The sequence below is a fragment of the Phytohalomonas tamaricis genome (genome assembly GCF_003012345.1).
Classification (GTDB): Bacteria; Pseudomonadota; Gammaproteobacteria; order Pseudomonadales; family Halomonadaceae; genus Phytohalomonas; species Phytohalomonas tamaricis.
In genome coordinates this window covers 1-22,595 of record NZ_PVRV01000023.1, presented here as the reverse complement: position 1 = coordinate 22,595, position 22,595 = coordinate 1, and the positions used below count along the sequence as shown (strand labels likewise).

Sequence of the window (22,595 nt, the reverse complement as noted above, 5' to 3'; positions counted from 1 at the left end):
CAATCCTGATTGGTGGGTCGGCCTTGATTATGACGCCTCACCCTTTAGAGCATGTCTGCCTGTAGATAAAGCGGTGCCGACCCCGTAAGGGCCGGCACCGCTTTATTTTATCTATTCATTTCAAATAAGAAGCTATTTCAATGTTTTTCCCAACGTGAGCGGACTATTCGCTCAATAACGCGTTCGGCACTATATTCAATCGTCAGCGCCGCTTGTTTTCCCATACGATCCATGAAAGTACGCTTTGGCTTGAGCGATACTTCCAGAACGCGCGCCTCTTCGAGCTTCGATTGTAGATAGGATTCACTGGTATTGACTTCATCAATAAGCTTTTCATCGATGGCTTGAGTGCCATACCAGATATCGCCATCAGCTACCGCATCGATGTCAAGTCCCGGTCGACGCTGGGCGACAAATGTCTTGAACAGATCATGCGTGCTCTGCAAGTCTTCAAGAAACTTGGCCTTGCCCTCCTCTGTATTCTCACCGACAACTGTCAAGGTGCGTTTATGCTTACCCGCCGTCAATACTTCGACATCAACATCATTTTTCTTCAAAAGACGATGGATGTTGGGTACTTGGGCAACTACACCAATTGACCCTATTACCGCAAAGGGTGCCGCCAGCAAGCGATCGGCACAGCAGGCCATCATGTAACCTCCACTTGCCGCCACTTTATCGACACACACGGTAAGTTTTATATCCGCTTCGCGTAGCCGATCAAGCTGTGCTGCGGCAAGGCCATAGGCATGAACTAGCCCACCACCCGACTCCAGGCGCACAACAACTTCATCTCCTTGCTTTGCCGTCAGCAGTAATGCGGAGATTTCCTCGCTGAAAAGTGACGTACGCGAAGCGCGAATGTCGCCATGAAAATCCAGCACCCAAACAACAGGTCTTGCAGCATTCTCATCGACATTTTTCTTCTTCAGTGTTTTTTGCTCAGCTTTTTCTGCTTTACGACGCGCTTTTGCATGCTTGGTCTGCTGGCCTTTATCTAGCCGGGCTTCCTCTAGTTGTTCACGATGCTTGCGAAAATGTGTATTACGCTCACGTATGCTCAGTTTTCCTGCCTTGTTGCCGCTATCGCCACTGCTCTTGAGCTTGGCAAGAAGGCCAATGACAATCGCTATTGCCACTACAATCGTTACGGCCTGGGCCAGAAACAGTCCATATTCATAAAACCAGTCGCTCACATTATCACCTCTTGTTTAAGAATCAGGCCCACCAGATCAATGGCTTGGCTAGAACTGCCAAGCGTAAAACTTGCATCAAGTGTATGATTTTCAATACGCTCGGCACACGTTTATTACCAGCCATCTATCGCAAGTACTGCAAGGAAGCCCGATGACCTCCAGAGAAGACCTGCTTGAAAAGCTCAAGGACCATTTCGATCCTCAAGCCTCGAAAGGCATGCAGGCTATTTACCAATTCGATATTACCGACGGCGATAATTACTATCTTGTTATCAATGACGGAACAATGGAAATTCACGAAGGTAACCATCACGAGCCCTCCATAACGCTCAGCGCTGACAAGCAGACACTCAAAGGCGTTATGGAGGGCAATATCAGCGGCATGGGAGCGTTCATGTCAGGACGACTCAAGGCAACTGGAAATGTGATGTTGGCGACGCAGCTTTCCAAATTGTTCAAACGTTGATTGCGTCTAGCGCCGCCAGACTTTTTAACATCAATCAGTGCTGGCTGTGCCCCGTAGGAAATTATCAATCAGTGCTCGTGAGATGGAATACGGAGGCGGCAATCCCGGCAGATTATCAACCGTGAACCAGTCGGCGGCTTCGATCTCGACGCCGTCGATGACGATGTCACGGCTGGCGGCTTCGGCGTAAAATCCCATCATGAAGGAATGGGGAAACGGCCATGATTGACTCTTGAAGTAGCTGATCCGACCGATCTCAAGCCCTACTTCTTCAAAAACCTCACGACGCATTGCCTCTTCTGCCGACTCCCCCGCTTCAATAAATCCCGCCAGCGTACTGAATCGCCCCGCAGGAAAACGTGGACTGCGAGCTAGCAATAGCTGTCGGCCATGCGTTACTAGCGTGATGATACAAGGCGATATTCGCGGGTAGCTGCGAAAATGGCAGTTGGGGCATTCCATCGCAAACTCTTCAGAACGACGCTTCATTGGCGTAGCACAGCGACTACAGAAGCGATGGTCATGTGCCCAGGTCACGACCTGCAAAGCCGTAGACAACAATGGAAACTGGCTGGGCGGCAATAGTCCCAGCCAATCTCTCGCCGCAGGCCAACCATGAGCACCCTCTTCACTGACGACAGCGACCGGAGTGCCATTCCAGCGGCCAATGGCCAACGCTTCATGAGGCCAGCGAGTCATCTCCTGCAAGATGCCATCATCTTCACCGGGAGCGATGCCCGAGCGGTCCATCCTCACCAGATGACCTTTACGGCAATCGGTTAGGCCATTCAATGTACGCTCTAGCATGTCCTTGACTCCTGTTGCTGGACATTAATGTCCAAGCCGATCCCAAACGCATTCGCCCGTTGCCTTACGCAACGTTTCCAGCTTGGCGTTGTGGGCGTCCAGTTCACTATTCTGAGGGCGGATGACACGTAACGGCCGACGATCAGCGCTTAAACGCCGCGTTCCAACATCAACACCACCTTCAGTATCGTTATCGGTTTCGTTAGCCCCTAACAAAAGCGCCGTTTGGCCGCCAGTCATCGCTAGATAGACGTCGGCAAGAATCTCTGAGTCAAGCAAGGCGCCGTGCAATTCCCGATGACCGTTATCGATATCATAACGCTTACATAACGCATCAAGATTATTACGCTGCCCGGGGTGCATGTCACGGGCCAGCTTCAAGGTGTCCAGTATCTTACAGGCTGACGCTACCGGGCCAAGCCGAGGCTCACCACGCATCTGGTTAAGCCGATTGAACTCGTGATCGAGAAAGCCAACATCGAACGCTGCGTTATGAATGACGAGCTCTGCGCCTTTGATGAATTCCCAGAACTCATCGGCAATCTGGGCAAAGACGGGCTCGTTGGCGACCCGCTCATTGGTAATGCCATGTATTTCAACGACTTCAGCATCGATATTACGTTCAGGATTGATGTACTGATGATAGTGACGGCCTGTTAAGCGGCGATTGATCACTTCAACACCACCAATCTCGACCAGCCGGTGGCCTTCATTGGGGTCAATGCCCGTAGTTTCGGTATCGAGGACAATCTGTCTCATCATGCTTCTCGCGTCTGTAGCTTCATTTCATCCATGGCGCTGTTGGCCAACTGATCAGCAAGCTCGTTGCCTAGATGACCGCTGTGCCCCTTCACCCAATGCCACTCAATATCGTGGCGTTCGCATTGGGTAAGTAACTCACGCCATAGCTCAGCATTCTTTACCGGTTCACGCGCTGCCGTCTTCCAGTTGCGCTTGACCCAATTATGAATCCACTTGGTAATGCCGTTGCGCACATACTCGGAGTCAGTCCATAGTTCGACACGACAGGGACGATTCAATGCTTCCAGCGCGCGGATCGCTGCGGTCAATTCCATACGATTGTTCGTCGTGTCCGGCTCCCCACCTTTAAGAGTTTTCTTGTACTTGCCTGACTGAAGCACGGCGCCCCAGCCACCGGGCCCAGGATTACCGCGGCAACCACCGTCGGTATAGACCGTCACATGCGGCTTATCGCCGCTTTCTACACCCGAATTACTCATCCGCTTTGATTCTGCCTTTTTCATGCCATTCATTTTGATGTGCCAGCGACGTGCCGTGCCCGACCATACCGCCGGGCACGAAAGCACGTACTGGAAAACGTAGCCGAATGGGGCGTACACGGGTCATCTTGCGACAGGCGTTAATTACAAATGCACTGCCAAGCGGAAAATTATGGCGCCTCCCCCATGACTCGAAATTACCATAACCAGAGACACCGAAACCGCAATAGTCTACCCGCTCGATTTCAAAATCGACAAACGTCAGCCAATCCTTCATGCGTTGAACGCTATGCCATTGCCCATGACATGGCCATTCATTGCGGCGGCTCGGCAAGCACCGGTTAAGCATGCCAAGACCAAAAGGATGCCAACCTACGATAAGCAGACTGCCATGGTCTGATGTCACCCGTGCAGCCTCACGCAGAATGTGATGCGGTTTCGGCGCAGCCTCAAGAAGATGATGAACCAACACCACATCCATGCTTTCATCGGGCAATGCCATGGCTGCCGGATCACATACCAACGTGGAAGGATGCATGGCCTGCCCAAGCGATGGTGTCCAACGGATATGATGACGAACAGGCGCGAGTTCAATCAAGGGTGACGCCATGCCAAGTTCCAAGGCATGTTGGCCCGTCAATCGCTCAAGTATCGGCCCCAAGCAAGCACGCTCACAGTGCCATTGTGCTTGCCCATACGCACTGTTCCAATAATCCTGCCCCGCGTCAAAAACACCTACCAGATGCTTTTGCGTGTCTTCATACCACTCGGGATTTGACATACGGCGCTAGCCCCCGCAAGGTTGTGCCATTTTTTCTAAGCGCTCCATTCGTACTTAACCAAACATATTGAGGATGCCATGTTGACCGTGAAACCGCTCCCGGCGTTTCAAGACAACTATATTTGGCTGCTTCAACAGGACACCACCTCCGATTTAGCTGTGGTGGATCCCGGTGATGCTACGCCCGTTATCGACTATATCGAACGTCACGGCCTAGCACTCGATACTATCTTGATTACCCATCATCATAATGATCACACTGGCGGCCTGGCAGAACTGGCCGAGCGTTACTCGCCACGTATCATTGGCCCACATAATGACAAGATCAAGGAATTGACAGAAAACGTCGGTGAAGGCGACAGCTTCCGTCTACTTGGCCGTCGTGTCGAAGTGCTGGAGACTCCGGGACATACCCTTGATCATATCTCGTTCCTGCTGCCTGGCACGCCATCGTTATTACTCTGTGGCGATACCCTGTTCTGTGGCGGCTGTGGTCGACTATTCGAAGGCACTCCCGAACAGATGTTTGGGGCGCTCGAACGCTTCAAGCAGTTCTCCGATGATACGCTGGTCTTTGGCGCTCACGAATATACGCTTGCCAACCTTGCTTTCGCCCAGGCTGCAGAACCCGACAATGCTGAACGTGATGCGCTGTTGAAGGAGTGCGAGCGGGCGCGCGCACTGGGTCGCCCAACATTGCCTACGACGATTGGCCGCGAATGCGCCATTAATCCTTTTCTGCGTGCAGATAAGCCTGCGTTACAGAACCAAGCAGCTGAGCAAGGCGATACGGTAGATGCCTTGTCCACGTTTAAGGCTCTTCGTGCCTGGAAAGACAATTTTTGAGCTTCACGCAATACACATGCTCGGTCTGTTTGATTGTATTGGCGAAGTAACGAGCCGCCCGCAGTAAGGATATTAATAAAATGAGTTTGAAGCCTCCGCTTCGCCAGGCAGCAGGCCTGGCAAGCGTGCTCTTATTAACCACTGTCTCTTCATTTGCAGTTCCTGCTCAGGCAGCAACTGCACAACATGCTCAGCCTCAAGCAAGCACTTTTTACGATGCGCTTAATCTACGCGTTAAGCCATTTGCGGATGTATGGGAACGCCTGCGTGCCGGTTTCCGTCTTCCTCATGATACCGATAATCCGCGTGTACAACATTGGATTGCCTGGTATCAGGCGCATCCACAATTTTTTATGCATTCTGCTGAACAGACTAGTTTATGGTTACGTTTTGTGGTTTTTCAAATTCAAGATAACGGTATACCTACTGAAATTGCCCTGCTGCCTTTTGTAGAAAGTGCTTATGACCCCTCAGCACGCAACCCTGGCGGGTCCGTTGGTTTATGGCAATTCATGCCTCGAACAGGTGATGCCATGGGCTTGGAGCGTACCTGGTGGTACGACGGTCGCCAGGATGTGCCCTCAGCGACCAGGGCGGCATTGACCTATCTCCAGATGCAGGCTGACCAATGGTATGACGGTGACTGGCCTCTCGCTTTAGCGGCTTATAATGCCGGCGCCGGTACGGTTAACAAGGCCCGTGACGTCGCCGCACATCAGGGCAAGCCTGTCGATTACTGGCACTTGCATTTGCCTGCAGAAACGATGGATTACGTGCCAAAGCTGCTGGCCCTATCGGCCATCGTTGCGCGTCCTGGGCACTATGGCATCGAGTTGCCTCATATCTCTGACACCCCAAAGTTCGCTCAGGTCGGTACGCACGGTCAGCTTGATATCAAGCTTGCGGCAACGTTAGCCGGTACTAGCGAGAAAAAGATTCGTGCGCTCAACCCCGCCTATCATCGGTGGGCAACACGTCCGCAGAACAATCCGCCATTATTGATTCCAGTCGACAACAAACAAACTTTTCTGGCTAATCTCGCCGCTCTCCCCGCTAGCAAGCGCAGTACCTGGCAACGCTACGTGGTTCGCCGTGGCGATACGCTTTCTGGCATTGCGGCACGGGTGAAGACACCGATAACCGTTATTCGTCGCAAGAATGCACTCCAGCACTCATCGCTTCGTATTGGGCAGACACTGCTTGTTCCTGCTGGACCGACGCTGACGATAGCTAACCAGGAAGTTTCCTCAGGCAAGATGAATCATATAAGTGTCAAACGCGGCGATAGCCTGTGGACGCTCGCCAAGCGTCACAAAGTTGCTATCAAGGATCTTGCCCGCTGGAATGGCATGCATACTGATCAACAGCTGAAGCCCGGCCAGCGCTTGACCTTGTATCAAGAAGATTGACCTTGTTTGAAGCGTGCCGTGGTATAGGGATTAACGGATAAGCCGCAGCAGACGGCTTGGAAAATACTGTCTGCTTCGGTTTACCGTAAGCATGAAGAGGCAATATTCAAACAGTCCATAGCGCACCCAGGAGACGTTAACGCGTGCCCAATCTCTATCTTGTCAGAGGATTACCCGGAGCGGGCAAGACCACGTTTGCTCGCAGCATCGTGCCAGAAGGCAGCGTTTTTGCTGCCGATGATTTCTTTTACGATGAGCAAGGCAACTATCTCTTCGACGTTAACAAGCTTTGGCCAGCTCATCGCTGGTGCCAGAACGCAGTTAAACAGGCAATGACAACAGGCCGGGACATTGCCGTTGCCAACACCTTTGTACGAAATCGGGAAATGAAGCCCTACTACCGTCTAGCGGAACAATACAGTTACCGAGTTTTTTCCCTCATTGTTGAAAATCGCCACGGCAACAGCTCGCTGCATAACGTGCCCGAAGAAGATTTCGACCGTATGAAACGGCGCTTTAATGTTACGTTATAGACACTTTCTTGCTCTCACTATTTTTCGCCGCCTCGCGCACATCATCAAGACTGTTGGAAAGTTGCGCACGTACCAATGATGCAATCAAGCGAGGATAATGATTCTGCTCGACCCGACTGGCGAGTTTTTCGGCGTTCTTACCTAGTTTAAGCGCTTCCGCCGCCTTTAATGCCGGCTTGTCTGCAAAGGGATAGCACTCTTCCCATACGAGCTGAACTTCACGCAGAAAGATGTTCGCCCCCGTTTCTCCAATTCCCTTGAATGTTTTTAAATGCTTACGGATTTTTTTGGGTTTGCCCTGCGCCGCTTCACGAAGCTTTCGCAAATCCCCATCGTAGTCATCTAATAACTTATCGGTCAGCTCTCCTAACTGAGTCGCTGTTTTTTCCTGTAGCCGTGTATAGCCTGCCTGGTGAAGCACCTGAACGCGCTCCTCCCAAGTGCTCTGATGCATCTTGCTGACTGTGGTCCAGCCTTTTTGAGCAAGTGACTTAGAAGCACTCATGGCCAGTTGAGCATCGATTCGCGCACTGCTTAGTAATGCAAAGCACAGCAAGCGGAAAAGAGGAGACGGTGTATTCTTATGAAGATCAATACCCAGCTCGTTGGAAAACGTTCGGCCATGACGACTCATTAACACTGCGACCACTTGTTTCTTGCTGGCCATGCGAACCTCCTGACAGGTGAAGAGGATTAATGTCTTTATCCTATATAACGTATGTTTATCATTTTATGACTAATAAGCTCGCGGATTGGCATTGCCGCTAGGCGATGCTCAATACGGCATAAGACAAAAATCGCTATATTTTTGACAGACAAACGCCTGTAAGCCGTTACCGTATGAAAAAGACATGCAGTGACATGAGCGCATGTTAAAGTGCGCGCTTTATTCTTGATTAAATGCCTTAATGCGGAGCTTTCATGAGCCTTACCTACATCCCCGGCAAGGATGCCGCCCTTGAAGCCTCAATCGAACGATTGAATGCGGCTGTCTCGAATCTCGGCTTCCATATCGAGGAGGCACGTTGGCTCAATCCGGCACCGTATATCTGGTCTGTTCATATCCGTGACCGCGACTGCCCGCAAGTATTTTCCAACGGCAAGGGTGCCAGCCGCGAAGCCGCTCTGGCCAGCGCTTATGGAGAACTGATCGAGCGGCTGTCAACACGCTATCTATGGGCAGATTTCTATCTGACGCCTGTGCTTGATCAGCATGGCTTCGTTCATCAGCATGACGAGCAGTGGTTCGCAGGAAACGGACAACTGCCTGCTGATCTGCTCGATGACAAGACGCGTGAACGCTATGACCCCGAAGCTCAGCTGACACTTGCGGAGCTCAAGGACATGAACGGCGGTGATAGCGGCAAAGGTGTTTGCGCCGTGCCGTATATCCGCCAGCGTGATCAGGCAAAGGTGCTTTTCCCGATTAACGTGATCGGTAACCTGTTTGTCTCCAACGGCATGTCAGCTGGCAATAATCGTGATGAAGCCATTGTTCAGGGATTATCCGAAATCTTCGAACGGGCCATCAAAAATCGCATTATTTCAGAAGCGATCACCCTGCCGGAAGTTCCCGCTGAAGTGATTGCTCGTTACCCCAAGATTGAGGCAGGACTTGAAGCGCTTAACAAAGCCGGTTTCACACTGCGGGCGCTTGATGCCTCGCTTGGTGGGCGCTATCCAGTCATGTGCGTCATTTTGCAGAACCCCAATGACTACGGCGTTTACGCCTCGTTCGGCGCGCACCCTCGCTTCGAAGTGGCGCTTGAGCGCGCCTTGACTGAGCTGCTACAAGGGCGAGCCCTTGATGAACTTGAGGGTTTTCCTGCGCCGACCACTGACATGGACATGGTCAGCGACCCGCATAATCTTGAGCTGCACTTCATCGATTCCAGTGGCTATGTCAGCTGGGCACTGCTCAGTGATGAGGCGGACATTGCGTTCGCTGATTGGGACGATTCCCGTGACAACGCTGCGACACGTGAAGCCTTGATTGAATTGCTGCACGAAGAAGGCCATGACGTTTATATCGCCGAATATACGGCATTGGGTGCTTATGCCTGCCGCATTCTGGTGCCGGGCTTCTCGGAAATCTATCCCGCTGATGAGCTCAAATGGCAGAACAACAATCAGGCGCTGCCCTACCGTAGCCTGCTGTGCCAGTTAGCTATTGCCGATGAAGTGTCATGGCGCACTCTGCTCGAGGCGTTGGAGCAGCATGCCGTTAACGAACAACTTCGTGTACTCGAATGGGCAGGCATCGTCGGCGACAAGGGCACACCCTGGGCACGCCTGCGCATTGGTGAACTTAAGTTATGGTTACAGCTTGCCCTCGGCGAGCAGGAGGAGGCCTTCGACCAGCTTGGCATGGTGCTGTCATCGGGTCATCTTGATAATGATGAACGTGCGCAGTTGCGTGCGCTCTCAGATGTGCTCGAACTGCAGCTTGCCGGTGCCGAACTCGACAATTATCGGCGTGCATTGAACGCTTACCATGGCGAGACCCTTGTCGAGGAAGCCGAAGAGCTCAGCGAAGGTCGCCTGCTTTTCCCCGGACTCGATGAGCTCGACCCGCTGGCGCCGACCCAAGCCCACGCCCGACTGCTTGAAGCTTATGAAAAAGTCATTCGTGCGCAGTCTCAGCCGGCCTGACCGCTGTTATTGTGCTGTCATTTAAAGAATGATGACGTCATGAAGAAATCCCGCACCTTGGATCGAAGGTGCGGGATTTTAGTTATCGACCCTATGTTTCCCAATTTCACGGCTCAAGCGTGAAGCGATCAGCATCCATCCAAGCGGGAAACTTGCTGCGAAATTCACGTAGAGACTCAAGACCGAGCGTGCCGGTTCTCATGAAGGGCATGTCGCGAGGCTCATCGATCAGTGCCTCTCCCTTATAATCGATCAACATTGAATCGCCGCTGTAATGGAGGCCCTTGGCGTCCTCACCGACACGGTTGACACCGATGACATAGCAGAGGTTTTCTATTGCGCGTGCCTGCAATAACGTTCGCCATGGATGGCGCCGTGCTGCTGGCCAGTTGGCGACACAAAGCATCACGTCGTATTCATCCTCCACGTTGCGTAGCCATACCGGGAAGCGCAAGTCATAGCAGACCGTAAGCAGAATACGAAAACCACAAAGCTCGACAATTCGTCGTTCACTTCCTATACCGTAACGTTCGTGTTCGCCACCCATGCGAAACAAATGACGCTTATCATACCAGATGAGTTCGCCATTAGGCTGGGCCCATATCAGACGATTAAAACAGCTGCCCTGGTCAAGGATGGCTACACTACCGGTGACCACGGCCTGGCTACGCTGTGCCTGCTCACGCATCCATTCCACGGTATAACTTTCGGCCATTGGCTCAGCCATCGCTCGGGAATTCATTGTAAATCCAGTCGCGAACATTTCCGGCAGAACAATTAGATCGGTGGCATGCGTTTCGTGGAGCAAACCATCCAGCATCTGGCAGTTGGCTTTGGGGTCTTCCCAGCGCAGATCCGCCTGCACCAGCGTAGTCCTGAGCTCTGTCATAATGTTCCTCATATTATTTTGTCATGATGGCATGACTTTGCTGGTTAGATTATCTCAATTGAACTGCCATCAGCAGCATCAGGATCGACCATGGGCGATGCCGATTGGAAAAGCGATTATGTTAAAGTAATCGGCATTGTCATATCACAACGCCCCTGGAAGAAGAGACCGTCCATGCCCCAGCTTCGTTTTCATGGCGTCACCCCTGCCCGTCTTGCTCCGGTTTCACGCCAACTCCTGGATCGTCTCGCCGAGGTGACAGCCACCGCTCGAGATGATTTCACCTTGGAATGCATCGCCTCGACCTTCATCTTCGATGGAGAGGAAGCGCCGCCTTTTCCCTTTGTTGAGGTGCTTTGGTTCGAGCGCGGCGATGCAGTACGGGATGCTTGCGCAGCAGCGATTACACAAGCGCTTTCAGATTCGGGACTCAACGAAGTCGAAGTCTTTTTTATAGCACTCGATAAACGTAGCTATTACGCACGGGGACAGCACTTTGCTGATCATTGATAATTGTACTAACCGAGTAGCGACATCAGATCATGCCATCCTCTCGATTATCTAGTTTGCCTGCCGATCGAGAGCATACTAAAGGGATAGGCTTTGGCCTGCTTGCCTATGGTATGTGGGGTTGTTTTCCCCTTTTCTTCTCGCTATTTGATACTACACCTGCTTTCGAGATTCTGACCCACCGTATTATCTGGTCCTGCATCTTTCTGCTATTGCTTGTGACGGCAGTACGACGCTGGCAACCCGTCATAAAAGCGCTGGCATGCCCCCCTCAGTTGGCAAGGGCCGCCGTCTGCGCGCTATTAATTGCGTTTAACTGGTGGCTTTATATCTGGGCAGTCGGACACCATGAAGTACTGCAAGCAAGCCTTGGCTATTTCATGACGCCATTGGTTAACGTGGCGCTGGGCATGTTGGTGCTTAAAGAGCGCATGAACCGTCTGCAGCGTGTTGCGCTTTTATTGGCCATTACAGGCATATTGATTCAGTTAATACGCTTAGGTGAGTTACCCTGGATATCACTTGCCCTTGCAGGTAGCTTTGGCTGCTATGGCCTGTTTCGTAAGCAAATTCCTCTCGATAGCTTGACCGGGTTACTAGTCGAGACGCTGTTGCTCATGCCATTGGCACTTATCAGCTTTGGCTGGCTTTTCATTCAAGATTCATCACACTTCGGACAGCAATGGCCTACCAGCATATTGTTGATTGCCAGCGGCATTCTTACAGCTCTACCGCTGCTAGCCTTTGCCGGCGCGACCAGGCGCCTGACGCTGATGACGGTCGGCTTTCTGATGTATCTGAACCCAACGCTTCAGCTCATCTTTGCCCTCGTGGTATTTGATGAAAAGCTCACGCCGGTGGAACTAGTTACCTTCTGTTTTATCTGGGCAAGCCTGATTCTCTATAGCGTGGCAAGCTGGCAGACGGTCAAAGACCGAACAGCTTGACCAGCAGCGGCAGCAAAATGGCGGTCAATAGTCCGGTCAATCCCATCGCAAGGCCAGCGAAAGCTCCTGCCAATGCACTGATAGAGCTAAAACAATGCGCCGTACCAAAGCCATGCGCCGACAGCCCCATAGTAAAGCCTTGCACCGTATGGTCGCGGATCTTCAGAAGACGGAACACTACCGGACCGGTAGCTGCGCCAATGGCTCCAGTAATCAGCACTAAGCCTGCCGCCAGCGACGGTATGCCGCCGAGCTGGTCAGCAATTCCCATTGCAATAGGTGACGTTACCGACTTAGGCGCCAGCGTCACCAATAGTTGATGTGGTGCACCCATTGCCGTGGCAAGTCCTAAAGTCATAAACGCTGAAATGATAATACCGCCGACACACGCCAATCCAAGTGGAATCAGCATAGAGCGCACTCTGGCGAGATGATCGTAGAGAGGGACAGCCAACGCTACCGTCGCCGGCCCCAAGAGAAAATGGATGAACTGCGCACCGTCGAAATAGGTTGCGTATGTGGTATGTGTAATCAACAAAAAGCAGATGATCAGTACGATGGCAACTAACACGGGATGAAGAAACGGTGTGCCACCAAACCGTTTATTGAGCACCGTAGCCAGCCAGAAGGCTAATAGGGTTACCAGCAGATAGAGTAATGGCGCACCGGAAAGGTAGACCCAAAGCTGATCGAACGCATGCAATGTCATGGCTGCGATTCCGCCTCATGATCTTCAAGCCGGTGACGATTGAGCCGACGCAGTAATAATGCCGTCAGTGCCTGAGTGACGACCGTCGATACAATAAGCGTAATAATCAAAGTCCAAAGATTGGCTCGAATCAGCTCGAAATGCGTCATAACGCCTACCCCAGCAGGCACAAATAGCAAGGCAAGATATCGCAGCAGGCCTTCTGAGGTGAGGCGAACACCGTCAGGGGTGCGTCCATGAAGCATCAGTCCGACAAGCAATACCATCATACCGATGACAGGACCCGGAATCGGCAATGAAGCGCCGCGGGCAATCAGCTCCCCTATGAGCTGACAGGTCAACAGAACACACATGCCCACCAGCAATGGCATTCGATTCTCTCCTTAATAATGATTTAACCGCCAATAAATCCAATCGAGTCCAGATTTTCAAGCATCGGCTCGATGCTCAGCGCTTGTAAACGGGAATCCTACGACAGTGCGTCAAGCGGTCATGTACAGCCTTTTGCCAAGACTCGTTCGCGCAAGCGTTGGCTGTTTTGGGTGAATACCATCGCAATGCTTGGCAAGTTACGCTGCTGGAACTTTTTTGACGTTCGTTAGTGTCTTGTTTGTATTGGTTTCCGTCAGAGTAAGCAACCTCTGCGTTGCACAAGCCAGCGTGCACCCCGATAAGATAACGTGGCACATGGTTGGTTTTCCAAACCAGACCGAATGAAATACCCTGAGTGACTATCGATTACCGACTACCGGAATAACTGCTAACCTCATCTCTGTAACAGCCAAAAATGTCAGGGCGGTTCCTTGGCTATTCCTATCAATAGTTTCATCGTGCTCTATACCTCACACTTGGCATTAAATACCGCTATAGCGGTATTTCATTACATCAATTGGTGATTTGACGGTAAAAGGCATACGTTGAGTATAACCAGCAGCGAGAGGCTATATCATGTCCTTAGATAGCATCGATAACATTACGCCGGAAATGATTAAAAAAGCACAGCAAGTCTTTGATAAAGGGACCTCTTCTACACAGTCTCATGATGAAGATCCCTCTCAGGACACTGCGGCTGAAATAGGCGCTGTGATCAGTACTGATATGGTCAAGAAAGGACTTAGCATCGATGACATCGCCAAGAAGCTGGACACGTCACCAGCATTCGTAAACCAATGCCTCAACCGTCATGGTGTTCATAATTTCTCTGCAGAATAGATGAGGCTGATGGCTTGCATTTAGTAGCTTGGGTCACTACTGGTGAGTGACCCGATTCTCAACGATTAGTAGTAATGATCCAGTATGAGCATGCCTTGAATAAGGCGAAGTATTGAACATCACAAGAGCAATAGCGTTTCGATGAGGAGCGGAGACAGCACAGCTTATTAGCACCTCCAGAGTATTCTGTCTTGCGTGGGCCATTGAAGCAAATGAATTCAAGCGGGTAGAGGAAAGTGAAATGCCTCTGTTTATTGTTTATCAAGAGTATGTTACCTCCGCTTATAATAATAATAAGGGCAGTACCGCAACTGCCTTTCGCATCAATGCCATCGAAGATGATCACGGCAATGATTTGACTCATCAATTAGATGATCTCGATATATCTTTTGCTTACCGAGATGATCAAAGTGGTCATGCGCTCCTCAAAAAGCAGATAGCAGACAGCTTGGATCTTGAGATGCAGGATATCGAACTCGAATTTTTCAACGCGAATGGGTGAGTTTGTTCCAGACACACCCTTGCCTTGGCATGGTCTTCTGCAAAATAGAAGAACAAGCTTTCTTTTTTAAGAACAATTGTGTAGGATACGCATCGTCTTCAGGGCAAGCCTGATAACGGAGCGTGGCGCAGCTTGGTAGCGCGCTGCAATGGGGTTGCAGAGGTCGCAGGTTCGAATCCTGTCGCTCCGACCAGAAAGATTAAGAAAAACCGCCACTTATGGATCATGCCGAGTGGCGGTTTTTTGTTTTTCTATACTTCAGGCGACATATAGATGACACACGGCGGCACCAAATACATTTACCGTCTCGCATCATACAGACGTTGAGGCGAACCCCACCATCTGCGATCACCTAACGGACGTATTAAACTTAGACCGGATTTCATCGAAAAAGCACGCAGTCAGTCACGATCGCTGCAACATGATCCGACCGAAATAGGAATAATCAGGTCATTTTTATCAGCTTCCTTCCGTTAAGCCACTGCCTCTGACCAGGTATCCATCTGCGGGACACACTACTGTTCCGCATCACGGTATGTCCAACGTTTGAAAAAAGGGCTTCAAAAGACGTCACAGATCATGATCGATAGTCGCTAATAGTGCCTCGCGAACGGATCGATAACGTAATAGGTACACTAAAGTACAGAGACCATGTTATCTGTGACTGGGCACTAACTATCTTCCTATAAATAGCGAGCTAGAAGTTGCTAAAGCCTCAGGCTGCAAGCACCTGTTTCCGGTTAGTCTGTGCTGTCAAACAAAAGGATTGTACACGTAGGCCCTGATATTTCTATCCATTAGGTTTTAAGCAGCACGATCCCGAGTTCACCATATGGCATAGGGGAGACGCCACACAAGGTAATCAAGCATTCATATCGGTCTTGAGGCCACCAATACTGGGATGGGGCCGGCAACGTAGTTCATCTAGTTGCCGGCATGAGCTTCTGCTAAGGTGCGAGATGTGCCGCTGCTATTGGCTTATGCTCCTGATCTGTAAGCACCTGATCAATTGGTAAGGCCAGAACGTTTTTAACAACATAGCTGGAACCTGCAGGGCTTAAATGTCCATAATCAAATACCAGAGGGGTTCGATCTTCATCGAGCTTAGCTAAGCATTTGTAGCCATCACAAAGCTCACTCATTACTGAAAAATATTTAAAATTTCTAGAGTCATCAAATTTCTTAACTAATTGCTGATCCATATCGCGCAATGACTTTACGAAACTTACATCCTCAATTTTATTATCGTCCTGCCAATGCCTACGGGCAATTATCTTAGGTAGGGTGGGTTCCCACTCTGGGACTGGTCCAACTACAAAGACCTGTTTCACGCCAAAAGATAAGAGTTTATTTGAAATATCTTCAAAATTATTTTTATCGTGACGATTTTGTTGAGCAATAATAACAAGGTCCGGTTGCAACATTTTTATTTTTTCTAAGACGTAAGCATTTGACCTGTCACATGAAATCTTAAACTCACCGGATGTTTGTGTGTCCGGTGTTAGATGTGCGCGACAACCAGATGATGCAACTTGATAAAATGGAGTGTTTTGATAGTTTTCTTTAAGTAACTTCCTTAATCCAAATGATAGAGCTTGAGCGTGGCTATCGCCCCACAAGAAAACACCACCATCACCTTCTTTGCTCGTGCAGTTTGCATTAATATGCTTCTTTGCAGTGCCAGAGATATCATCAAAAAAGTTACACTGTTCAAGATAATCTTCTCTAATTAATGGCACAAACTTTTCTCGCGAATAATGCACTAAATATTGATCTTTTTCTGATTGATTCATACCTCTGAATTTAAGATCAAAAACATTTACACTTACCGCACTCAAAACAATCACTAAACTCGTTACGGCGAAAACACTTCCCTGCTTGGCAAAACTTGCAGCGGTTAGGTATTTTCGAGTAGGAGTTTCGATCAGGCGGTAGGACAAATCCCCAAACAGCAAGCTCAATGCAAATGCAGCTGTGATCCACAGCCAATCAGTGTGTAGACCTGTAAAATACAGCGCGACCACCAGTGGCCAGTGCCATAAGTACAAAGAATAAGAACGGTTGCCCAGCCATTGAGCTAAGGGATTAACCATGAGTTTAACGTTGGTTTGCTGCGCGATGATAATCAGAGCTGTGCCCATTACCGGAAACAGCGCCCAGCCCGATGGCCACGCAAGACTGTTGTCGATAAACAGAGCAGCGACAACCCATAAAGTAAATCCAGTCCAGAACATCGGCTTAGCAAAACGCTGCAAGCTAGGTACTTCGCGACCAATTAAAAATGCTAATCCGCCAGCAGCCAATTCCCAGCCACGAGTGGGTAACAAATAAAAAGCTGCTGTAGGCTGCCAGCTGCTCGCTACAATACTTAGCGCTAAGGAAACAGCGAAGCCTCCACCCAATCCCCAGAAAAGTGTTTTTATCTTTGGTTTTATTTTCCACAACAGCAGCATAAAAACAGGGAAAAGCACATAAAACTGAAATTCAATGCCTAAAGACCAGGTATGCAGAAGCCACTTCTCATGAGCAGTAGCACCAAAATAACTTGCCGTACGCCAGTAGTAGATGTTGGATAAAAATCCTAAAGAAGAGGCCGACTGAGCTCCCAAACTTTTGTAATCAGGCGTCGGCAACAAAAACCAACCAAGTACAAGCAATACAACCAACAGCACCATCAGCGCAGGAACAATTCGTCGTATCCGCGATATATAGAATTGCCAAATGGAAAAGTTTTTCTTTTCCAAGCCCTTCACAATAATTGAGGCCATTAAAAAGCCGGAAACAACAAAAAATATATCTACGCCAATGAAGCCAGAACTGGCACCAGGCAAGTTGAAATGGAAGAGTAAAACGGCGATAACCGCCCAGGCGCGTAATCCTTGTATATCTGGGCGAAAGGAGACTGGAGCAATGGCTGGCTTCATGCAGCTTGTAGTCCTTCAAAAAATCAAACGTAAAGGGGTCAGTTCACTTCATGCAAGACAACTCATGAAATGAAGCCGGCGCATTATCGCATAGATGGGTTGATTGACTGTATGCAAGATAGCTTATGGAATAAAGTCGACGCGTTATCGCATACAGCCATGACTTTTTGCATCTCTCACTAGCCAGCGCAGTCCCACACGGCGGCTGCCCAGCTTTTTACCATACCTCTTCTTCTATAGAAAATGTCAGCATATATTGAAAAGCGGGTGTTCAGAATGTATCCAAGCTTCGCTATCAGAGCACTCCATACATTCGAAACGAATTATCCAATCGATTTCGACCTCCTCGTGTCACTGCGGGAGATCATCGGCTTGCAGCTGTAGAGAATCTTCTATCTGTTTAGAGAGTTTTTCGGTTCGACGATTGTGGCCTTGGAGACGCGGGCAGCTGCTGCTCGGGCTCAACTAACAATGCTCTCTGCTCGGCTGAGCACTGTTTCAGGTCTACAATAAAATAATATTTTTCTCGATTCATGGTTGCCCATTACTAACTTTTCAAGCCTACCCATTAAATGGTATGCCAGTATATAGGCAAAATATAAATAAAATCGCTATGGCTTTCTTAATCAACAAGCTCCAAAATTCGGCGAGGATAAAAAGAGTTATAGAGCATTGAAGCAATTATTTTGCACGCTAGGGTACTTGGCTTTTAATCTCAATTAATCCTTAGCTTCATTTGCGTAGCGGTACTCTAAAAAATATGAATCTATTGTATGAATCGCAACAGCTTATATATTCTTTATCTATCGAGTTAAGAAACACCGCCCTTAAGAATATAACTTATTGTACAGCATGAATTTAATGAGGTTTTTTGTTCCTGCTAGCTTCTATAAAAATATCGTATGAATGCAATGGGCATAGAGGTCGCAGGTTCGAACCATGTCGCCCCGACCAGATAGTATTAATTAAAAAAGCCGCTTACGGTCAACCGCAAGCGGCTTTTTTAATTTGTCAAAACCACGTCAAAACCTTTTACGACAATCGAGTCGGCTATAAGCGCTTTTTTACCGATGAATTGTAATAGTAATATATCCTTTATCTTTTCAAGATGAAGTACAGGCCGTTCTGAGGACAGTTCTATTAAAAATATTTTTGGCCTTTGAATTCTACTATCAAAGCATTTAACCGCAGCCAGGAGTTAGCGCATTCTAATTTCACTATGGTAAAAGTTCATCTTCCTCATCTAGAGATTCATCAAAGAACTTCCATAGCCAGCTCAAGAATACTTCTTCTAAGTAAGACATATGTGAACCTCTAAATATGTTTTCTCTTCGGAGAGTACCGAGCATACAGCTACTGTCTTACATTTTATTTAAATCCCGCTTCTGTTCATTTCGAGATCAGCTTAAAAGCTTCGGACCGCTGCGTTCGTCAATATTCTAACCTCTTTCCCACATCTTCTCGTATCATAAAAAGATGTTCTGTAGCAGCACATAGTTCCCATAACACCATACGCTATGACTGATAATCAGAATGAGATAATGAGAGCCAATAAGTATGCAGATGTAGCGGTGAGGGGATATTACGCGAGGCAAGCGAACAGAATAGTCAAAAACTGAACATTACAGAATCAAGTTGCTGCTTTGGGTGAGTCGCCCCGTATCATCAAAATAACTTTCTTCTCTGTTATTGCCGCCCCAAGTCCTTCCGGAAAAATTCTAGAAGAGTGACACATGTTTGAAAAACATTTCTAGTTATATTTAGGTAGCTAAATGCATGCCATGGGACAAGCTTGGAACTGTACTCCTAAAAACTACCAAACATGAAAGAATGCCCAACAATTAAAGGTTACTGACGCGGTAATAAACATATACAACGTCAGTAACCTTCATCATGAAACGCAACCCCTGCTGACTGACTAGTCTGGCAGCGCGTAGGCAATCACATAATCGCCCATCTTACCACCAAAGGTACCGTGCCCTCCGGCCACGATCAGAACATATTGACGTCCGTCATTGCCGGTATAGGTCATCGGTGTAGATTGGCCACCGGCGGGTAATCGCCCTTTCCAGAGTTCATCTCCCGTGGTGATATCATAAGCACGTAAATATTGATCCAGAGTACCACTGAGAAAGGAAACACCGCCTCCCGTTGTCAGCGGTCCGCCCAATGCTGGTACGCCAACCTTTAGCGGAATCGGCAACGATAGCGGCATGCTGTCTCGCGTCGTGCCATTGCGATGCATCCATGCCACTTCAGCACCGTTGAGGTTGATGCCTGCAACATCCCCCCACGGAGGTGCTTGACAAGGCACATTGAGCACTGACATCAATGGCCCAAGCTCCACTGCGTAAGGCGCCCCCTTGTTAGGCTGCAACCCTTGCTCAGTCGCTGATTGTTCACCCTCTTGTACTTCTTCTCTCGGCACTAGCCGTGAGACAAAAGCAAGATACTTGGCACCAGTGAAGATAGCCTGGCGTTCAGGATCGACCGCAATGCCGCCCCAGTTGAAAACGCCGACGTTACCGGGATAGACAATAGAGCCTTGCTGAGACGGGGGCGTATATTGTCCTTCATAGCGCAGTGAATGGAATTTGATCCGACACATCATCTGATCGACAGGCGTTGCCCCCCACATGTCGCGGCCAGTTAACGGCAGCGGTAGGAGGTTCAGTTCTGAGCGCGGCTGAGTATCGGCTGCCCAATCTCCCTCAGCTGCGCCTTGAGGCGCCGGCACTTCATTGATGGGAACGATCGGCTCACCAGTTTCACGGTTAAGGACATAGAGGCTGCCTTGCTTGGTTGGCTGAATCACTGCGGGCTCGGTACCGTTCTCGGTCTGCAGATCGACCAATACGGGCTGAGCGGGAGTATCCATATCCCACAAGTCATGATGCACAAACTGATAATCCCAACGGACCTGTCCCGTAGCCAGATCCAGTGCCACTAGTGCGGCACTATACTTCTCATCATTTTCGCTGCGGTTGCCGCCAAACTGATCAGGCGTGGCATTGCCCATCGGTAGGTAGACCAAGCCTAGCGACTCATCGACGCTGATTGGTGCCCATACGTTCGGTGAATTACGGGTATAGGTTTCATCGGGGCCGATCGGCGCTGTCTCGGTAGGATTGCCACTGTCCCAGTTCCAGACTAGATGGCCGTCATGGACGTCATAGGCGCGAACCACACCAGAGGGTTCATCGATGGAACTATTATCAGTGACATGACCACCGATAATGACTAAATCACGAGTTACGGCAGGTGGCGAAGTGGAGTAATACCCCCCTGCTTCGAAAGAACCAATATTATTGCTGAGATCGACCGAGCCATGATCACCGAAATCGTCACACATTTCGCCGGTATCGGCGTTCAGTGCGATCAAGCGGGTATCAGCGGTAGGTACGAAAATGCGACGCTGACAGGCATTGCCAACAGGTGGTGCTTGGACGTCTGGAGCCATCTCGCCAGCAGACATATTTGCCATATCCGAGCCGCTGTTTGCAGTGGATGCGGAACCGTAGGCAGAGTCATCATGATAGGCCACGCCGCGGCAAGTCATGTGAGCCCAACCTTCGAAACTATCGGCGTTCTGTGTGCTTAGCTTGGGATCGAAGCGCCAAAGTTCCTTGCCACTGTCCGGGTCGAGGGCAATGACCTGACTATGCGGGGTGCAGACATAGAGTTTGCCATTGACCTTGAGCGGCGTATTTTCATTGGTCAACTCGGGGGGATCATTAGGTCCAGGCATATCGCCTGTACGAAAACGCCAGACTTCCTGCAACTGATCAGCATTGCCCGGAGTGATCTGTTTAAGCGTTGAATAGTGTGTTCCTGCGTTGGTCCCGCCATACGCGGGCCAATCATCGCCTGCAGCTTGGGCGGGATTGCTAGCACCAGATGAACTCTCATCAGCAAGCTGGCCTTGGATAGCGTGAGGAGACGTAAACTGGCTGGCAATCGCCACGATGATGGCTACCACAACAGCACCACTAAGCGCCAGGCTACCAATCTTTGAATCCAGCGGGCGCCGCCACCAAGGCAGTAACATGATAATACCGATCAAGCAGAGCACTGCGACACGCGGTACCAGCTGCCACCAATCGAGCCCGACCTCCCAAAGAGCCCACAGTGTCGTCCCAAATAATACCAAGGCATAAAGCGAAAGTGCCGCGCCACGCAGAGTAATCAGCAAAATCCCGCTCAGCAAAATGCCTATACCCGCTATCAAGTAGTACCAACTACCACCGGCAGTAAGCAACTTCACTCCCCCGACTATCAGAGCAAGCCCTAGCAGTAGCAACACGATACCAAGAATAAGAGAAGGCAGTTTGGGCCCGTTCCGGGCAGTATCACTCATATAACATTCCCCTTTGATGACTCTACTTTATTAGTACAGTTTTGCATGGTCACCATGTGGTGCCTTCTTGCGAATGGGTTAATTCATAATGAACTATTGTAAAAGTAGTTGGACTTAGCCCAAGAACAAATCAAATACTGCTTATATTTTCTTCAGCTTTTAACTATTAAAATATTAATGAGATATCAGTGAAGATTAGCTTTGTTAAGGACAGGGTCGTGACCGTGTTTATTCTACTTGAAGCACGCGGCGTAACATGCGAGGTGATCCGTACCGATGAGCTGACGCATCAGCGCTTCACCTTCTTTGCCGACCCGGACGGCACGCCGATCGAGTTTTACCAGCTGCGCTGAGGCTACATGCGGATAACTGCACCCATGCCTGCCGCTGTGGCAGGCTTTTTTTATGTGGGCGTGTTCGGGAGTCGGGCTGCGGCGGGCAACGCCGTCAGGCGGGGCCGGGGGGCGGGCAGGATCAAGATCCTAGATGGCGAGCATAAAAAACCCCGCACCGTAAGGTGCGGGGTTGGGTATAGATGCCTGACGATGACCTACTCTCACATGGGGAGACCCCACACTACCATCGGCGCTGAGCGGTTTCACTACTGAGTTCGG

The 22,595-nt window shown here is 49.8% G+C and carries 21 protein-coding genes, 1 tRNA gene and 1 rRNA gene; 11 read left to right on the top strand and 12 right to left on the bottom strand.

Features of this window, described 5'->3' with window-relative positions:
• Positions 1 to 137: 137 nt before the first annotated feature.
• Entirely contained in the window at positions 138 to 1,196 is a 1,059-nt protein-coding gene (gene sohB, locus C3Z11_RS11360) for a protease SohB (protein WP_106478075.1), read from the bottom strand.
• 151 nt (positions 1,197 to 1,347) lie between these two features.
• On the opposite strand from sohB, the gene C3Z11_RS11355 reads away from it, so the two are divergent.
• Positions 1,348 to 1,662: an SCP2 sterol-binding domain-containing protein gene (locus C3Z11_RS11355; protein ID WP_106478074.1), complete on the top strand. Its 315-nt coding sequence runs from the start codon at positions 1,348 to 1,350 to the stop codon at positions 1,660 to 1,662.
• A 30-nt stretch (positions 1,663 to 1,692) separates the two neighbouring features.
• On the opposite strand, the gene nudC is transcribed toward C3Z11_RS11355, so the two are convergent.
• Genes nudC through C3Z11_RS11335 form a run of 4 tightly spaced genes read right to left on the bottom strand, consistent with a single transcriptional unit; the run spans position 1,693 to position 4,491 of the window.
• On the bottom strand, positions 1,693 to 2,469 hold the full coding sequence (gene nudC, locus C3Z11_RS11350) for an NAD(+) diphosphatase (protein WP_106478073.1): 777 nt from the start codon (positions 2,467 to 2,469) through the stop codon (positions 1,693 to 1,695).
• Between the two features lie 24 nt (positions 2,470 to 2,493).
• A complete protein-coding gene (dnaQ, locus tag C3Z11_RS11345) occupies positions 2,494 to 3,228 on the bottom strand; it encodes a DNA polymerase III subunit epsilon (RefSeq protein ID WP_106478072.1) in 735 nt (244 codons plus the stop codon).
• Entirely contained in the window at positions 3,228 to 3,710 is a 483-nt protein-coding gene (rnhA, locus tag C3Z11_RS11340; RefSeq protein ID WP_106478071.1) for a ribonuclease HI, read from the bottom strand. Before rnhA ends, dnaQ begins: the two co-directional genes overlap by 1 nt.
• Positions 3,703 to 4,491 carry a class I SAM-dependent methyltransferase gene (locus C3Z11_RS11335; protein WP_106478070.1) on the bottom strand — a complete coding sequence of 263 codons (789 nt, stop codon included), beginning with the start codon at positions 4,489 to 4,491 and terminating at the stop codon, positions 3,703 to 3,705. Before C3Z11_RS11335 ends, rnhA begins: the two co-directional genes overlap by 8 nt.
• 78 nt (positions 4,492 to 4,569) lie before the next feature.
• Between C3Z11_RS11335 and gloB the strand changes: the two genes are divergently transcribed.
• From gloB to C3Z11_RS11320, 3 genes are all read left to right on the top strand, one after another.
• The gene (gloB, locus tag C3Z11_RS11330; protein WP_106478069.1) at positions 4,570 to 5,337 is read left to right on the top strand and encodes a hydroxyacylglutathione hydrolase; all 768 of its coding nucleotides are present in this window, start codon (positions 4,570 to 4,572) and stop codon (positions 5,335 to 5,337) included.
• 80 nt (positions 5,338 to 5,417) lie between these two features.
• On the top strand, positions 5,418 to 6,746 hold the full coding sequence (locus C3Z11_RS11325) for a LysM peptidoglycan-binding domain-containing protein (RefSeq protein WP_106478068.1): 1,329 nt from the start codon (positions 5,418 to 5,420) through the stop codon (positions 6,744 to 6,746).
• Between the two features lie 143 nt (positions 6,747 to 6,889).
• Positions 6,890 to 7,279 (top strand): AAA family ATPase, encoded by a 390-nt coding sequence (locus C3Z11_RS11320; RefSeq protein ID WP_106478067.1) that lies wholly within the window; start codon positions 6,890 to 6,892, stop codon positions 7,277 to 7,279.
• Here C3Z11_RS11320 and C3Z11_RS11315 read toward each other — a convergent pair.
• Positions 7,269 to 7,946 carry a hypothetical protein gene (locus C3Z11_RS11315; protein WP_106478066.1) on the bottom strand — a complete coding sequence of 226 codons (678 nt, stop codon included), beginning with the start codon at positions 7,944 to 7,946 and terminating at the stop codon, positions 7,269 to 7,271. The two genes, C3Z11_RS11320 and C3Z11_RS11315, sit on opposite strands and share 11 nt — an antisense overlap.
• Before the next feature lie 254 nt (positions 7,947 to 8,200).
• Here C3Z11_RS11315 and ycaO point away from each other — a divergent pair, with 254 nt between their 5' ends.
• Positions 8,201 to 9,931 carry a 30S ribosomal protein S12 methylthiotransferase accessory factor YcaO gene (gene ycaO, locus C3Z11_RS11310; RefSeq protein WP_106478065.1) on the top strand — a complete coding sequence of 577 codons (1,731 nt, stop codon included), beginning with the start codon at positions 8,201 to 8,203 and terminating at the stop codon, positions 9,929 to 9,931.
• Positions 9,932 to 10,037: 106 nt separating this feature from the next.
• Here the strand turns inward: ycaO and C3Z11_RS11305 are convergent, their stop codons facing one another.
• On the bottom strand, positions 10,038 to 10,820 hold the full coding sequence (locus C3Z11_RS11305) for an amidohydrolase (protein ID WP_106478064.1): 783 nt from the start codon (positions 10,818 to 10,820) through the stop codon (positions 10,038 to 10,040).
• A gap of 174 nt (positions 10,821 to 10,994) precedes the next feature.
• On the opposite strand from C3Z11_RS11305, the gene C3Z11_RS11300 reads away from it, so the two are divergent.
• Both C3Z11_RS11300 and rarD read left to right on the top strand, forming a co-directional pair.
• Entirely contained in the window at positions 10,995 to 11,330 is a 336-nt protein-coding gene (locus C3Z11_RS11300; RefSeq protein WP_106478520.1) for a DUF1904 family protein, read from the top strand.
• Positions 11,331 to 11,362: 32 nt separating this feature from the next.
• Positions 11,363 to 12,277: an EamA family transporter RarD gene (gene rarD / locus C3Z11_RS11295; RefSeq protein ID WP_106478063.1), complete on the top strand. Its 915-nt coding sequence runs from the start codon at positions 11,363 to 11,365 to the stop codon at positions 12,275 to 12,277.
• On the opposite strand, the gene C3Z11_RS11290 is transcribed toward rarD, so the two are convergent.
• Positions 12,258 to 12,986 (bottom strand): LrgB family protein, encoded by a 729-nt coding sequence (locus tag C3Z11_RS11290; RefSeq protein WP_106478062.1) that lies wholly within the window; start codon positions 12,984 to 12,986, stop codon positions 12,258 to 12,260. The genes rarD and C3Z11_RS11290 overlap by 20 nt on opposite strands.
• Entirely contained in the window at positions 12,983 to 13,357 is a 375-nt protein-coding gene (locus tag C3Z11_RS11285) for a CidA/LrgA family protein (RefSeq protein WP_106478061.1), read from the bottom strand. Before C3Z11_RS11285 ends, C3Z11_RS11290 begins: the two co-directional genes overlap by 4 nt.
• Positions 13,358 to 13,934: 577 nt before the next feature.
• Between C3Z11_RS11285 and C3Z11_RS11280 the strand changes: the two genes are divergently transcribed.
• From C3Z11_RS11280 to C3Z11_RS11270, 3 genes are all read left to right on the top strand, one after another.
• Positions 13,935 to 14,198 (top strand): hypothetical protein, encoded by a 264-nt coding sequence (locus C3Z11_RS11280; RefSeq protein ID WP_106478060.1) that lies wholly within the window; start codon positions 13,935 to 13,937, stop codon positions 14,196 to 14,198.
• Between the two features lie 241 nt (positions 14,199 to 14,439).
• Positions 14,440 to 14,700, top strand: coding sequence for a hypothetical protein (locus C3Z11_RS11275; protein ID WP_106478059.1), 261 nt, complete (start codon positions 14,440 to 14,442; stop codon positions 14,698 to 14,700).
• 116 nt (positions 14,701 to 14,816) lie between these two features.
• Positions 14,817 to 14,893, top strand: a tRNA-Pro gene (locus C3Z11_RS11270).
• A 754-nt stretch (positions 14,894 to 15,647) separates the two neighbouring features.
• Here the strand turns inward: C3Z11_RS11270 and C3Z11_RS11265 are convergent.
• A complete protein-coding gene (locus tag C3Z11_RS11265; RefSeq protein ID WP_106478058.1) occupies positions 15,648 to 17,624 on the bottom strand; it encodes an acyltransferase family protein in 1,977 nt (658 codons plus the stop codon).
• A 1,918-nt stretch (positions 17,625 to 19,542) separates the two neighbouring features.
• Positions 19,543 to 21,981: a glucose/quinate/shikimate family membrane-bound PQQ-dependent dehydrogenase gene (locus C3Z11_RS11260; protein ID WP_106478057.1), complete on the bottom strand. Its 2,439-nt coding sequence runs from the start codon at positions 21,979 to 21,981 to the stop codon at positions 19,543 to 19,545.
• 218 nt (positions 21,982 to 22,199) lie between these two features.
• Between C3Z11_RS11260 and C3Z11_RS11255 the strand changes: the two genes are divergently transcribed.
• Positions 22,200 to 22,334 (top strand): VOC family protein, encoded by a 135-nt coding sequence (locus C3Z11_RS11255; protein WP_262927413.1) that lies wholly within the window; start codon positions 22,200 to 22,202, stop codon positions 22,332 to 22,334.
• Between the two features lie 184 nt (positions 22,335 to 22,518).
• Here the strand turns inward: C3Z11_RS11255 and rrf are convergent.
• Positions 22,519 to 22,595, bottom strand: a 5S ribosomal RNA gene (gene rrf, locus C3Z11_RS17365); the annotation flags it as partial.